The sequence below is a fragment of the Yersinia sp. Marseille-Q5920 genome (genome assembly GCF_946902935.1).
Classification (GTDB): Bacteria; Pseudomonadota; Gammaproteobacteria; order Enterobacterales; family Enterobacteriaceae; genus Yersinia; species Yersinia rochesterensis.
On the sequence record NZ_CAMPQA010000010.1, the window covers coordinates 1 to 14,207 of the forward strand.

Genomic DNA, 14,207 nt, shown 5'->3' on the forward strand with positions numbered 1-14,207 from the left:
TGTTTGATTTGCTATGAGTTAACATAGCGATGCTCAAAGATTACTTTCTGCAAATATGCATTCGAACCGAAGTTCAAATGTGTACTGCTTTGGTCACTCTTCAAGACTTTGATATTTCTTCTGCCTGCCGAAACAGGCTTCGATATCGTCTTGCGAGTGCCCACACAGATTGTCTGATAAATTGTTAAAGAGCGTTCGTTACCCGTTTGCCTTTCGGCGAATCTTACGGTAACGCGGGAGGCAGATAATACGCTTTCCCGCTACAGAGTCAACCACTTAATCAGTTAATTTCCTCTGTTCTCCCCAGCCACTCTGTGAAGTTGCTCACAGCGCCGTGTCGATGGATGCGCATTATAGGGAGCTGCTTCAGAATGGCAAGGGTTTATATTAAAGTTTTTTCCGTTTGCTGACTATTTAAACGAAACGACTATTTGTGACGCATTTTTATCGCTTTTGGCAGGTCAGCCAGGCTATTTAGCACCCAATCTGCCGCTGCTTCACCTTCTGCAGTCACAGGCTTACCGGTGCGGACTAACACTTTAGTACCGATATTTGCCGCTAGTGCTGCCTGCATATCTTCAATTTTGTCGCCAACCATATAAGAAGAAGCCATATCGATGTTCAATTCACTTTGTGCTTGCAGTAACATGCCTGGCAATGGCTTACGGCATTCACATGTTTCGCGAAACTCCGCTACACTGCCATCGGGATGATGTGGGCAGAAATAGATACCATCTAAATCAACACCACGATCAGCAAGAGACCAATCCATCCACTCGGTGAGGCTCAAAAATTGCTCTTCGGTAAAAATACCGCGCGCAATCCCTGATTGGTTGGTAACCAAAACCAGAGCAAAACCCATTTCTTTCAATTCACGGCAAGCATCAATAACACCATCGATAAACTGAAAATTATCAATTTCGTGGACATAACCATGATCAACATTAATTGTTCCATCACGATCTAAAAATATTGCGGGGACGGGCTGAGTCACTTATCTGCTCCTGAGGGCTGTAAACTTGGTTAGTATCGCATGTTTTCTTACCGATTGAGAATGGCAGAGAATCAGTGTTGCCAGTTGACTTAGCCGTCTAGACGCCTTAACATCCAATCTATACTTTGGGTTCTGCCAAAGTTTACTTTTTATCTAGCCACGGAAATGACGATAAAATAAGAATAATATGATTAAACTTTCTCATATCAGCAAAGTATTCCAGCAGGGTTCGCGCACCATTACCGCGCTTTCAGACGTGAGTTTGCACGTCCCAGCTGGGCAAATTTATGGCGTTATTGGTGCCTCAGGTGCCGGTAAAAGTACCTTGATCCGATGCGCCAATATGTTAGAACGCCCCACCAGCGGACAAGTACTGGTTGATGGGCAAGATCTGACAACTTTATCTGAAGGCCAACTGACTCGCGCTCGTCGTCAGATTGGCATGATTTTCCAGCATTTCAATTTGCTCTCCTCGCGCACAGTGTATGGCAATATCGCGTTGCCACTTGAACTGGACAACACATCACGTGCAGATATAAAGAAGAGAGTCACTGAGCTGCTGGATTTAGTCGGGCTTGCCGATAAACAAGATGCTTACCCTGCAAATCTGTCCGGTGGGCAAAAACAACGCGTTGCTATCGCCCGCGCTTTGGCCAGTAATCCTAAGGTTCTGCTGTGTGACGAAGCCACCAGTGCGCTGGATCCTGCAACCACCCGTTCAATTCTGGAATTGCTAAAAGATATTAATCGCCGTTTGGGTCTGACCATCTTGCTTATTACCCATGAAATGGATGTGGTGAAACGCATTTGTGATCAAGTTGCGGTTATCAGTGATGGCAAATTGATTGAGAAAGACAGTGTCAGTGAAGTGTTTTCTCATCCAAAAACACCACTGGCGCAACAATTTATTCAATCAACCCTACATTTGGATATTCCAGAAGATTACGCACTGCGTATGACCCAAGAGCCAACCACAGACCGAGTCCCGCTGCTTAAACTGGAGTTCACCGGTAAGTCTGTTGATGCGCCGTTGATTTCACAGGCTGTTCGTCGCTTTAATATTGATATTGGTATCCTTAGCTCGCAAATGGACTATGCCGGCGGTGTTAAATTTGGTGTCATGCTGGCTGAGCTGCATGGCGACAATCATGATGGCCTCGCAGCTATCAAATTCTTGCAAGATCATCATGTAAAAGTAGAGGTTCTGGGTTATGTCTGAGGCAATGATGTGGTTAATGGGCCGAGGCGTCTGGGAAACTCTAATGATGACGTTTGTCTCTGGCTTCTTTGGTTTTGTGTTGGGGCTGCCTGTCGGGGTTCTATTGTATGTCACTCGCCCAGGGCAAATTATTGCGAACAATAAGATTTATCGCACCTTGTCTGGGGTAGTGAATATCTTCCGCTCCATACCTTTTATTATCTTATTGGTATGGATGATTCCATTCACTCGGATGATCGTCGGCACCTCTATTGGTTTACAGGCGGCAATAGTCCCGTTAACGGTAGGTGCCGCTCCGTTTATTGCTCGCATGGTGGAAAATGCTCTTTTGGAAATTCCATCAGGATTGGTTGAAGCAGCCCGTGCTATGGGTGCTACACCCATGCAAATCATCAAAAAAGTGTTGTTACCCGAAGCGCTACCAGGTTTGGTAAATGCAGCCACAATTACTTTAATTACCTTAGTGGGTTATTCCGCTATGGGGGGCGCAGTCGGTGCCGGTGGTTTAGGTCAAATCGGCTATCAGTATGGTTACATTGGTTATAATGCCACGGTAATGAATACAGTGTTGGTGCTATTAGTTATTTTGGTTTATCTGATTCAGTTAAGTGGCGATCGGATCGTAAAAGCCGTTACCCACAAGTAGTTATTGATACATATATTACCCAAAGGACTTGGATCTACAGGTAGGCAGCAAGCGAATGAATCCTGATGAGCTTACTCAAGTAAGTGATTCAGGTGAGTGAACGTAGCGAACAACCCTGTAGCCCAAAGTACGAAGGGTATAGCGACGGCCTCACACAGCGGCGCATCTTAACAAGTGTTTATAGAGGAAAGGATATGTCTTTAAAATTCAAATCTATTGCGGCAGTTAGTGCATTAATCGGTACTCTGGCACTGGTGGGTTGCGGCCCAGCGGAAAAAGATCCAAACCATATTAAAGTCGGTGTAATTGTGGGTGCTGAACAGCAAGTTGCTGAAGTTGCACAAAAAGTAGCAAAAGAAAAATATGGCCTGGATGTTGAATTGGTCACCTTCAATGATTATGTATTACCGAATGAAGCACTGAGCAAAGGCGATATTGACCTGAATGCTTTCCAGCATAAACCTTATCTGGATCAGCAAATCAAAGATCGTGGCTACAAACTGGTTTCTGTTGGTAACTCATTCGTTTACCCGATTGCTGGTTACTCTAAAAAAATCAAATCATTGGAAGAACTACAACCTGGCTCTCAGGTAGCATTGCCAAATGACCCGACTAACCTGGGCCGCTCACTGTTGCTGCTGCAAAAAGTCGGTCTGATTAAACTGAAAGACGGCGTTGGTCTGCTGCCAACAGTGCTGGATGTGGTTGAGAACCCTAAAAACCTGAAATTGATTGAACTGGAAGCGCCTCAGTTGCCACGTTCTTTGGATGACCAACAGATCGCATTGGCAATCATCAACACCACTTATGCTAGCCAAATTGGCCTGACACCGGCTAAAGATGGCCTGTTTGTCGAAGATAAAGACTCACCTTACGTTAACCTGATCGTGGCCCGTGAAGACAACAAAGATGCGGAAAACGTGAAGAAATTCGTTCAAGCTTATCAATCTGACGAAGTTTACGACGCAGCAAACAAAGCATTCAATGGTGGTGCAGTTAAAGGCTGGTAATAGTCAGTTAGCTATTTTGCTGAATACTGAATTTGCTGAATATAGGTTTCCTAAATTCACTGTTTGCTAAATATATTGCAAGACGGGCTATAGCCCGTCTTGTTATTTGCATAATAGATTGCTTCAATAGCGCCTCTTAAATAAAAAGGCTGAGGAATTTCTATGCGTGCGTTACCTCTGTGTCTGTTAGCTCTCTCGCTAACTGGGTGTTCCGTGCTTCAATCAAAGCCATCCACCACAGAAAATCCGGTTAAGCAACCGTCTCCGGTTATCAAATCCAGCCCTACCGTTGCCCCTCGTCCGGCTCCGGTAAAACTGTATAAAAGTGCAGAAGAGCTTGTTGGTAAGCCTTTTCGCGATTTAGGCGAAGTGTCCGGTGAATCTTGCCAATCCACCGTTCAGGACTCCCCACCGAGTATTGCAACCGCTCGTAAGAGAATGCAGACTCGAGCATCCTATATGAAAGCCAATGCAGTCTTACTGCATCAATGTGAAATACAAAGTGGTGTCCCCGGCTGTTATCAACAAGCCGTGTGTCAAGGCTCTGCACTGAATGTTTCATCAAAATGAGTGTTTTCTCCTTTAATCAGATTGGCGTCATCCGCTCACCCTATAAAGAAAAGTTTGCCGTGCCGCGCCAACCGGGTCTGATTGAAGATGGTGGTGGCGAATTGCACCTATTAGCTCCCTATAACCAAGCGGAAGCTGTGCGAGGTTTGGCTGATTTTAGCCATTTATGGGTGATGTTCGTTTTCCATCAAACCATGGATGGTGGTTGGCGGCCTACGGTTCGCCCTCCGCGCCTAGGTGGTAATACTCGAATGGGGGTATTTGCCACCCGCTCCACCTTTCGGCCTAACCCGATTGGCATGTCCCTCATAGAGTTGAAAGGGGTGCATTGCCAAGGAGGACAAGTCATTTTGACGCTAGGCAGTCTGGATCTCGTTGATGGCACGCCAGTGATTGATATCAAACCTTATTTGCCTTTTGCGGAGAGCCAACCCCACGCGCGCGCGGGTTTTGCTCAAACAGCACCCGATGCAGACATGCCGGTGAGTTTTTCTCCTACCGCCGAACAACAGTTAATACAGCAACAACAACGTTATCCACATTTGCGGCGTTTTATCACTCAGGTTTTAGCGCAAGACCCGCGCCCAGCCTACCGAAAAAGTGATAATGAAAGCCGAGAATATGCGGTTCTACTACTAGAATTTAACGTGCGCTGGCGGGTTATTGCCGGCCAAACGGAAGTGTTATCACTCGACCCATACTAAATTTCACCCAGCTCTCTTTTGACAACCCGCACTCGCTGGTAAACTAAATTACTTTTTACTTTTTTGGCTGCCTCTATTTGTTGCAGTGCCAATGGAACCAAAACATCATGCGTACTAGCCAATATTTGCTCTCCACTCTGAAGGAGACACCTGCTGATGCTGAAGTGATCAGCCACCAGTTGATGCTCCGCGCCGGGATGATCCGTAAACTGGCCTCAGGTCTTTATACCTGGTTGCCGACCGGAGTCCGGGTGTTGAAGAAAGTCGAAAACATCGTGCGTGAAGAAATGAATAACGCCGGTGCAATCGAAGTTTCAATGCCTGTCGTGCAACCGGCTGATTTATGGCAAGAGAGTGGTCGTTGGGAACAATATGGCCCTGAACTGTTACGTTTTGTTGACCGCGGCGAGCGCCCTTTTGTACTCGGCCCAACTCATGAAGAAGTCATTACTGACTTGATTCGTGGCGAGATCAACTCTTACAAGCAGTTGCCACTGAATTTCTTCCAAATTCAAACCAAGTTCCGTGATGAAGTTCGCCCACGTTTTGGCGTGATGCGCGCCCGTGAGTTCCTGATGAAAGACGCTTACTCTTTCCATACCACTCAGGAATCATTGCAGGAAACTTATGACGCAATGTATGCCGCATACAGTAAAATTTTCAGCCGTATGGATCTGAATTTCCGTGCGGTACTGGCAGATACTGGCTCCATCGGTGGCAGTGCATCCCACGAGTTCCAAGTGCTGGCAGACAGTGGTGAAGACGATATCGTGTTCTCAACCGGTTCTGATTATGCTGCTAACATTGAATTCGCTGAAGCGCTGGCACCGGCTCAACCACGAGCAGCTGCGGCAGAAGAACTGCGTATCATTGATACTCCGAATGCAAAAACCATCGCTGAATTAGTCGAGCAGTTCACACTGCCGATTGAAAAAACCGTGAAAACCTTAATAGTTCATGCTCATGAAGAGAGTGGCCATAAGCTGGTTGCCCTGCTGGTTCGTGGTGATCACGAGCTGAACGAGGTTAAAGCTGAAAAATTGCCACAAGTTGCCAAGCCACTGACTTTCGCGACAGAAGAAGAAATTCGCGCCGCTATTGGTGCTGGCCCAGGTTCATTAGGCCCGGTCAATCTGCCATTGCCTGTTGTCGCTGATCGCAGTGTCGCTGTGATGAGTGATTTTGGCGCAGGCGCGAATATCGATGGCAAACATTACTTTGGCATTAACTGGGAGCGTGATTTGCCGCTGCCACACATTGCAGACTTGCGCAATGTGGTTGAAGGCGATATTAGCCCAGATGGTCAAGGCACTTTGCTTATCAAACGCGGCATTGAAGTGGGTCATATCTTCCAGTTAGGGACGAAATACTCAGAAGCCATGAAAGCCACAGTTCAAGGTGAAGATGGCCGCAACCAAGTGATGACCATGGGCTGTTACGGTATTGGGGTTTCCCGTGTGGTTGCTGCTGCCATTGAACAGAATCATGATGACCGCGGTATTATTTGGCCGGATGCTATTGCACCATTCCAGGTGGCTATTTTGCCAATGAATATGCATAAATCTTTCCGCGTCAAAGAACTGGCAGAAGAGTTATATACGACCCTGCGCTCTCATGGCATTGACGTTATTCTCGACGATCGTAAAGAGCGCCCTGGCGTGATGTTTGCTGATATGGAATTAATTGGCGTGCCACACAATATCGTTATTGGTGACCGCAATCTCGACAGCGAAGAAGTGGAATATAAAAATCGCCGTGCTGGTGAAAAGCAAATGATTAAAACCAGTGAAATCATTGATTTCTTGCTGAGCCAAATCAAACGCTAATTAGCTCTAAATAGAAAGCCGCCAGAATGTGAATAACAGCTGGCGGTTTTTTTATTGCAGCAAAAGTCAGATTCTACTGACTGTCGCAGCTCTTATTGGCATTGAACTGAATATCGCCTGCCGGGATCAGTGTTTTATCTGATTGCCCTTCCTCCATTGACGGCCGAATATCAAAATGGCCATTAAGGGTCAGGAATACTGGTTCCCCCACATTTTTACGCGCTTTTAAATATCCCTTTTCCAAGGCGATATTATTTTCCACTGGGAAAGTTTTGCCCGTTGCGCAATCGGTAAATACTGCCGCATCAGCAAAGTATTTATACATGCCGCTAAGCGGCATCGGCGTTTTAGGTAAAGGCTGAGCGCTGGGTACTAACTGATAATTCAATTTAGATTCAATCGGCAGGCCTTGTTGATCAAGCATTACAAGGTTTTTACCAACAGGTCGGAAATAACGTTTTTCCCCCTGCCCGGTGGTTAACACTAATTTATCCGCCGTACGCGCCCAGTGACCATATTCTGCAAATGCTTGGTCACCATCTTTGCTACCAAGATAAACTTCTTTCAAAATAAAAGTTCCATCACTATCGAGGAACAAAGAAGTATCCAGGCCGCTGCAATCTGCACAAGGTAAAACACCCTGATAACTTTGCTGCATGGGTTGTAAAACCTGCTCAACCGGCTGATGCCGATTATTACAACCTAATAATGACAGTGCACCTACTGCCAAAAATAGCGTTATTGTTAATTTACTCACAGTCATTCTCCCATACTGTGTCCGATATAAAAGGATGAAGCCGCATCAGTCACTATTGGGGCTGATATCAGCATCAATCCTGATGTATTTTACCGCGCAGCGCTTTTGTCGCTCCTTTGCGGACTTTACTTTCAACTCGCCTGATTTTTGAACCTTTGGTCGGTTTCGTCGCCCTGCGAGTTTTTTCTACCACCATCGCCTGACGGATTAATGCTACCAACCGCGCTAATGCAGCCTCGCGATTCATATCCTGGCTACGGTATTCTTGCGCTTTAATAATGATGACCCCCTCAGCGGTCATCAAATGGCTATTGAGCAATAATAGCCTTTCTTTATAATACTCTGGCAGGCTTGAGGCCTTAATGTCAAAGCGCAAATGGATGGCTGTTGAGGTTTTATTCACATGCTGCCCACCCGCACCTTGGGCCCGAATAGCCGTCAGTTCAATCTCGCTGTCGGGTAAGCTGACATTATTGGATATAATCAACACGCTTATTGCCCATCGCCTTGCCATTCATCAAAACTAATTTCCAGATTATTCTTATCATCTGATAACCAAATAGTTCCCTCTTGCAGCGTGGCTTGCAATGACATATTGCGCTGAGACAGCGCGGCCAACTTTGCCATTTTTTCATCATCCAGGAAACGCACCCGAAGATTACGATGCCCCGATAACTTTTCCTGCACCTGTGGCCACCACACTTTAGCGGCCCTTTCGCTGTAAGCATAGAGCACAACTTGCTGTGACTGGTTACAAGCTTTACGCAACCGCTTTTCCTCTGGCAGCCCCAATTCAACCCATAGTTCAATGCCATTGTGATCATTGTGACGCCAAATTTCAGGTTCGTCATCAGCACTCAAGCCTTTGGTAAACAACAAACGCTCATCAGCATGACAAATCCATGCCAATAAACGCAACATCATGCGCTGGTCAGTTTCAGATGGGTGTTGCGCGATGGTCAGGTTAATATCCTGAAAAAAATTACGGTCCATATCAGCGATGTTAACGGCAGCTTTATGGATGGTTGCTTTTAGTGCCATGGGTGACCTCTTAATTATCTGGCTTATAGTGTACTTGATTAAGTCTGCTAGCAGCCAGCCCGGTATAAAGTGAGTTATTAATTGTATCAATACTAAAAAGAAAGCTTTGTTCTGGCGCTGATATCTCCAACACTCCTGTGCTATAGTCCTTATAAGTTCAGAGTTTATCTTCGTAGGTTAACAGCGTGGTATTTGTGCTGAGAATCTACCGGGTTAAACTTTTCCGGGAGGATTACTGTGCAGCAATACTGTGAATTAGTACGCCGTTTTTATGCCGAAATTGGAAGTGGTGACCTTGGCTACGTGCCAGACGCCCTGCGCTGTGTATTGAAAGCATTGGACGAAGTTGCGGCTAACGACGCACTCCCGTCCTCCGTTAGGGAACAGGCGGCCTATGCCGCCGCTAACTTATTGGTGAGCGATTATGTCGATGAGTGAAGAGTATCAACCCATCAATTGTGATGACTACGATAATCTGGAACTCGCCTGCCAACATCACCTGATACTGACGTTGAAGTTGAGAGGCGGTGAGCTTGTAGAAGGTAAAGCTAGTGACCTGCTGCTGAGAAAAAAGGTCGAATACCTGATTGTCGAGCAAGAGGGGACAATGCGTGAGTTACGTCTTGACCACATAGCCAGCTTCAGTCACCCCGAGATAGGGACTGTAGTAGTAAGTGCATCATAATTCTGCACCTTTAACGACGGGCCACTGAAAAGTGGCCCGTTTTGCATTCAGGACAGGCTAATTAAGGTTTCAAACTCGCATAATAAGCCGCCAAATCTGAAAAATCCTCATCAGACAAATTAACAACATAGGCGCGCATCACTTCCGCCTGTCCACCGGTACGCGTCCCTTTCTTATAAGCTGCCAGTGATTGTTCTAAATACATAGCATTTTGCCCTGCAAGATTAGGATACATAGGCACTGAAACTTTGCCCTGTGCACCATGGCAGGCCACACAGCTGGCTGACTTCACACGACCGGCTTCTATATCATTTTTTGCCAATGCCGAAAAACTACATAAACTAAGTGCCACTATACTAACGACTAATTTCATCATTGCTCCTCAAGAATCAACAATATTATTTCTTCTTATTATTTAATGCCGGTTTGGCCCAATGTAGATGCCAGCACGGGTCGCCTTCATTAACTTGCCCCGCTTGAGTGACAAATACACCGGCAGCGGCAATTAATTGTTCGCCAAAATACAGCAGAGGAATACGTTCCCGTTGCCACGGCGGGATACCTAACTCCTGCCATATTTTCTTGCCTTGACGAGAGTGGTGCCGCCCGACAATTTTTATATCCCCTTGTAAACCAAAGCGAATGCTTATTTCTTCGCCAAGAGCGGGAGGCTTAATAGCTTGCCCGCCCTCGCGCGTAAAACTCAGCACCCCAAGATTGGCGGGCAAAATCAAAGGCGCGGGTACAGCCACCGCCTCGTCAGGTGCGACCTGAACCTTAGCCCAAGACAGATGCGGTGTTCGTATCTCTGCCAGTGGTGATAGCAGGTACAAATATTGCCTAAAACGGCGAACCTGATATATGCCAAGAGTCAATTGAGGCTCGGCATCCTGTCTGGCCATCGCCACTTCCAACCACAAACGTTGCAGTTGGCTTTGTGATGGCATTGAAGCACCACGTCCAGCCAACCAACGGCGCAATATCGCGGCGCGTTTAGCCTCGGAGGCAAGTAATAACCCCTCGACAGACAGCGCTCCCTCTTCATTTTGCAGTTGTTGCAGATTATCAGCCAGCAACTCATCCAATAGTTGCTCTTGTTCAGCACATAAACTGGCACTGCGCGCCGTCGCTTGAGCAAAATGTGGCCAGCGCTGAGTCAACAAAGGTAAGATTCTTAATCGCAGGAAATTGCGATCAAAACGATCGTCCTGATTACTGTCATCTTCAATCCATTGTAAGTGCTGTGTTCGAGCATAGTTTTCTAACATTTCACGAGAAAATGCCAATAATGGCCGCCATAGTTGGCTGTGAGCAAAAGGCATTTTAGCCGCCATGGCAGATAAACCCGCCGGGCCACTGCCGCGTTTGAGTGCCAGTAAGAAGGTTTCACACTGGTCATCTAAATGCTGGGCGGTAAGCAGTACTTCATTGGCGGCTAAATGTGAGGTAAAAGCCTCATAACGAGCGGTTCGCGCCGCCGCCTCAATACCCGCATGACGCGTATCAATATTAACGCGCACCACTTTCAGTGGAATTTTCCATTGCCGACACTGTTGTTGGCAATGCGTTACCCAACTATCTGCCCGTGGGTTTAAACCATGATGAATATGAATAGCGCGAATGATCAAATCAGGAATAAGCTGATCGCGCAGGCAAACCAATAGATGCAGCAGCACGCTAGAATCCAAGCCACCACTAAACCCAACCAGAACATGGCGTTGTTCACCCAATTGAGCGAACAGTGGGTTGAGTAAAACATTGGGTGTCGCAGGAGTGGCGTTCATCTTATTCCGCTATCAATTCATAGAGCTCCAGAGGTAAACCATCTGGGTCATTAAAGAAAGTAAAACGTGATTGTGTATAGGGATCAATGCGAACTGCTTCGCAAATCACACCAGCAGCGTCAAGTTCCTGCATCGCCAGTTCAATATCATCGACCTGAAAAGCCAAATGCCGTAAACCGCATGCTTCCGGGCGGCTAGGCCGTGGTGCCGGAGAGGGGAAAGAGAATAGCTCAATCGTATACTGGCCGTTTAGCGCCAGATCAGCTTTCCACGAGTCCCGCGCTTCACGATAAACTTCACTCAGGAGGCTAAAACCCAGTATTTCACAGTAGAATTTTTTGCTTGCCTGATAATCTGATCCAATGATTGCAATATGGTGAACCTGACGTATTGCTAACATATATCTCCTATATTATCCCATTGGTGCCATCGGTTAGTCCATTTTATTCTTGTACAAGAATAATACTAAAAACAAAATATTCATAATTATTCATTCACTAAAATATAAAAAAATACAACTCGACATAAAAACACATTTGATGACATGTGAATAATTGTTTTTATATAAACCCCATATCAGTAACACGTGCTACTTTCTAACTTTGAAAACAATATAATTAAAATGAAACTAAAAAATAAAAAACCGAGGTTAACATGTTAAATACAAATAGAATGAGTATAGATTTCATCAGAAAACTATCTTTAATTACCCTTGTTTTCACCAGTTTATCGGCCTCTGCTAGTAATCCAGTGAATATTGTTTATCGAGTAGATAGCCGCCCCCAGAAGAAATCACCTTGGCGGGGGGAATGATCCCCTATTTTCATTTACTTCATAGCAATGATTTATTAGAGCATTTCACAGGAGAGGCACCTATGGGTTATACCAGTGGATTTGTTTCAACCACCTCTTTATTAGAGCACGCAATCGATCATTCTATTTTTGAATTCGATATTGACGATGAAGGTTTATATATAGATAATTTTGAGACTTATCTATATGCTATTCGCCCGGCTGATAACTTCTATAATGTCGACGAGTCCATTAGCCATGCCAGAGATGCCTCACCTCAAAACGCCTATCAGTACACGATGTTGCGTGATGCTCTGGAAGAGTGGGGTGGCATGGAAGAATGGGTGGCATATGGTGGTTTTGCTCACACCCGGATTATAGCGTATGCCCCCATTAATGCTGCTTTACTGAATCAGTATTACCAATCTGGCGCTATGAATTCAGACGTTTTTTGGGCTACACGTTGGCATTCTAACCCATCATACTCGCCTCAATTTGATCATGATCAGAGTTCCTCCATACCTTACCCAACCGTTGGTACGCCGAATGGGTTCATTATTATGGCCCAGAATGAGGCCGGGCAACAATTACCACTGCCAGTGGTGACAGGAACTGCATGTAATGATAGCCAAAATATAAATCACTTAATAATGAAAAGAGAAAGTTTTGCTAAAAGAACATGTCTTAATGAAAAATTTCCCACTATTAAATATTTTTACAATAAGAAAGCACTGGCTTCTATATTACTATTACTAACCTTAAATTAATGATTTGAAAATAATAACCATTTCGTCACTTAAACTGATAAAGATACTTTATGATTAAATTAATCGCCGCCACCGTAATGATATTATTATGCCACCCTGCTTTTTCAGAATATATATTATCGGGGAAAGTTAATGGCCTTCGTCATTCAGAATGATAACTGTCACATTTCAATTAAAACCAACACTATATCTGGCTACAGTAATATTTGGCACTACATAGAGAAAGAGAAAATCTGTAAATTAGCACAGTTAGCTTATGTGTTAGGGAAAAATATCACTATTAATGCTCAGGAAAACTCTAACCCAGACTATGCCAGTACAATAGTTGATATAGCGGTGACTGATACAACCATTCAATGGCCGCCCTATAATAAATCTAATCATAATTAAATATAAAAAATCCGGCGCTAACTCAGCACCGGATTTTCAAATATCATTTTTATGCCATTGACTCAGCAATAACCGTAATTCATCAGACGTTGATAACGACGATTTAATAACTCTTCGTCATTCAGAACATCCAGATCACTAAGATCAGCCAGAAGCTGTGCTTTCAGTGAAGCGGCAATCGCCAGGTAATCACGATGCGCTCCTCCTAAAGGCTCAGGAATGACGGAGTCGATCATCTTCAGTTCTTTCAAACGGTGAGCGGTAATGCCCATGGCTTCTGCGGCTAATGGTGCTTTATCAGCACTTTTCCACAAAATAGACGCACAGCCTTCTGGGGAGATAACAGAATAAGTGCTGTATTGCAGCATATTCACTTTATCACCCACACCGATTGCCAGCGCACCGCCAGAACCACCTTCGCCAATGACAGTACAAACGATAGGCACATTCAGGCGTGACATTTCGCGTAAATTACGTGCAATGGCTTCAGATTGACCGCGTTCTTCTGCGCCGACACCAGGGTATGCCCCTGGTGTATCAATGAAAGTAATGATTGGCAGTTTAAAACGCTCAGCCATTTCCATCAGACGCAATGCTTTACGATAACCTTCTGGTGCTGGCATCCCAAAGTTACGACGAATCTTCTCTTTGGTTTCACGGCCTTTTTGGTGACCAATGATCATCACCGGGCGACCGTCCAGACGTGCAATCCCACCAACGATAGCTTTATCGTCAGCATAGGCGCGATCACCGGCCAGCTCTTCGAAATCGGTAAAGATATTAGCGATATAATCCAGGGTATAAGGACGACGAGGATGGCGTGCCAATTGGGCAATTTGCCATGCACCGAGATCCGAGAATATCTTCCGCGTCAGCTCGACACTTTTCTCACGTAGACGCTGAACCTCTTCGTCCAGATTAATATCTAATTTTTCGTCTTGACGGCTGACTGCGGTCAGCGAGTCAATTTTCGCTTCCAGCTCTGCAATCGGCTGTTCAAAATCAAGAAAATTCAGACTCAT

Annotated in this window: 17 protein-coding genes; 9 read left to right on the forward strand and 8 right to left on the reverse strand. The window is 45.4% G+C overall.

Annotated elements, in window-relative coordinates; translation table 11 throughout:
* Window positions 1-427: 427 nt before the first annotated feature.
* A complete protein-coding gene (gmhB, locus tag OVO64_RS14440; RefSeq protein ID WP_038631301.1) occupies window positions 428-994 on the reverse strand; it encodes a D-glycero-beta-D-manno-heptose 1,7-bisphosphate 7-phosphatase in 567 nt (188 codons plus the stop codon).
* Window positions 995-1,181: 187 nt separating this feature from the next.
* Here gmhB and metN point away from each other — a divergent pair, with 187 nt between their 5' ends.
* The 6 genes from metN (at window position 1,182) to proS (ending at window position 6,969) form a co-directional block, all read left to right on the forward strand.
* Window positions 1,182-2,213: a methionine ABC transporter ATP-binding protein MetN gene (gene metN / locus OVO64_RS14445; RefSeq protein ID WP_050292055.1), complete on the forward strand. Its 1,032-nt coding sequence runs from the start codon at window positions 1,182-1,184 to the stop codon at window positions 2,211-2,213.
* A complete protein-coding gene (locus tag OVO64_RS14450; RefSeq protein ID WP_032813821.1) occupies window positions 2,206-2,859 on the forward strand; it encodes a methionine ABC transporter permease MetI in 654 nt (217 codons plus the stop codon). The genes metN and OVO64_RS14450 overlap by 8 nt, the downstream gene beginning before the upstream one ends.
* A 194-nt stretch (window positions 2,860-3,053) precedes the next feature.
* The gene (locus OVO64_RS14455; RefSeq protein ID WP_038631295.1) at window positions 3,054-3,869 is read left to right on the forward strand and encodes a MetQ/NlpA family lipoprotein; all 816 of its coding nucleotides are present in this window, start codon (window positions 3,054-3,056) and stop codon (window positions 3,867-3,869) included.
* Between the two features lie 162 nt (window positions 3,870-4,031).
* Entirely contained in the window at window positions 4,032-4,439 is a 408-nt protein-coding gene (rcsF, locus tag OVO64_RS14460) for an Rcs stress response system protein RcsF (protein ID WP_120011423.1), read from the forward strand.
* A complete protein-coding gene (tsaA, locus tag OVO64_RS14465; protein ID WP_038631291.1) occupies window positions 4,436-5,143 on the forward strand; it encodes a tRNA (N6-threonylcarbamoyladenosine(37)-N6)-methyltransferase TrmO in 708 nt (235 codons plus the stop codon). The genes rcsF and tsaA overlap by 4 nt, the downstream gene beginning before the upstream one ends.
* A gap of 107 nt (window positions 5,144-5,250) precedes the next feature.
* Window positions 5,251-6,969, forward strand: a complete 1,719-nt coding sequence (gene proS, locus OVO64_RS14470) for a proline--tRNA ligase (protein ID WP_145509481.1) — start codon at window positions 5,251-5,253, stop codon at window positions 6,967-6,969.
* 73 nt (window positions 6,970-7,042) lie between these two features.
* On the opposite strand, the gene nlpE is transcribed toward proS, so the two are convergent.
* The 3 genes from nlpE to OVO64_RS14485 all read right to left on the reverse strand — a co-directional run bounded on the left by nlpE (window position 7,043) and on the right by OVO64_RS14485 (window position 8,767).
* Window positions 7,043-7,726: an envelope stress response activation lipoprotein NlpE gene (gene nlpE / locus OVO64_RS14475; RefSeq protein WP_038639358.1), complete on the reverse strand. Its 684-nt coding sequence runs from the start codon at window positions 7,724-7,726 to the stop codon at window positions 7,043-7,045.
* 73 nt (window positions 7,727-7,799) lie between these two features.
* Entirely contained in the window at window positions 7,800-8,216 is a 417-nt protein-coding gene (gene arfB, locus OVO64_RS14480; protein ID WP_038631286.1) for an alternative ribosome rescue aminoacyl-tRNA hydrolase ArfB, read from the reverse strand.
* A gap of 2 nt (window positions 8,217-8,218) precedes the next feature.
* The gene (locus tag OVO64_RS14485) at window positions 8,219-8,767 is read right to left on the reverse strand and encodes a YaeQ family protein (RefSeq protein ID WP_038631283.1); all 549 of its coding nucleotides are present in this window, start codon (window positions 8,765-8,767) and stop codon (window positions 8,219-8,221) included.
* A 237-nt stretch (window positions 8,768-9,004) separates the two neighbouring features.
* On the opposite strand from OVO64_RS14485, the gene OVO64_RS14490 reads away from it, so the two are divergent.
* Window positions 9,005-9,205, forward strand: a complete 201-nt coding sequence (locus OVO64_RS14490) for a YaeP family protein (RefSeq protein ID WP_002212152.1) — start codon at window positions 9,005-9,007, stop codon at window positions 9,203-9,205.
* A complete protein-coding gene (gene rof, locus OVO64_RS14495) occupies window positions 9,192-9,452 on the forward strand; it encodes a Rho-binding antiterminator (protein ID WP_038631280.1) in 261 nt (86 codons plus the stop codon). Before OVO64_RS14490 ends, rof begins: the two co-directional genes overlap by 14 nt.
* Before the next feature lie 61 nt (window positions 9,453-9,513).
* Here the strand turns inward: rof and OVO64_RS14500 are convergent, their stop codons facing one another.
* The 3 genes from OVO64_RS14500 to OVO64_RS14510 are packed head-to-tail and all read right to left on the reverse strand — an operon-like array spanning window position 9,514 to window position 11,636.
* Window positions 9,514-9,828 carry a c-type cytochrome gene (locus OVO64_RS14500; RefSeq protein WP_038631278.1) on the reverse strand — a complete coding sequence of 105 codons (315 nt, stop codon included), beginning with the start codon at window positions 9,826-9,828 and terminating at the stop codon, window positions 9,514-9,516.
* 22 nt (window positions 9,829-9,850) lie between these two features.
* Window positions 9,851-11,236, reverse strand: coding sequence for a tRNA lysidine(34) synthetase TilS (tilS, locus tag OVO64_RS14505; protein ID WP_038631276.1), 1,386 nt, complete (start codon window positions 11,234-11,236; stop codon window positions 9,851-9,853).
* Window position 11,237: 1 nt separating this feature from the next.
* Window positions 11,238-11,636, reverse strand: coding sequence for a VOC family protein (locus OVO64_RS14510; protein ID WP_038631274.1), 399 nt, complete (start codon window positions 11,634-11,636; stop codon window positions 11,238-11,240).
* Between the two features lie 409 nt (window positions 11,637-12,045).
* Between OVO64_RS14510 and OVO64_RS14515 the strand changes: the two genes are divergently transcribed.
* Complete coding sequence (locus tag OVO64_RS14515) at window positions 12,046-12,795, forward strand: hypothetical protein (protein WP_144242876.1); 750 nt, start codon at window positions 12,046-12,048, stop codon at window positions 12,793-12,795.
* A gap of 452 nt (window positions 12,796-13,247) precedes the next feature.
* On the opposite strand, the gene accA is transcribed toward OVO64_RS14515, so the two are convergent.
* Window positions 13,248-14,207 (reverse strand): acetyl-CoA carboxylase carboxyl transferase subunit alpha, encoded by a 960-nt coding sequence (accA, locus tag OVO64_RS14520; RefSeq protein ID WP_004391685.1) that lies wholly within the window; start codon window positions 14,205-14,207, stop codon window positions 13,248-13,250.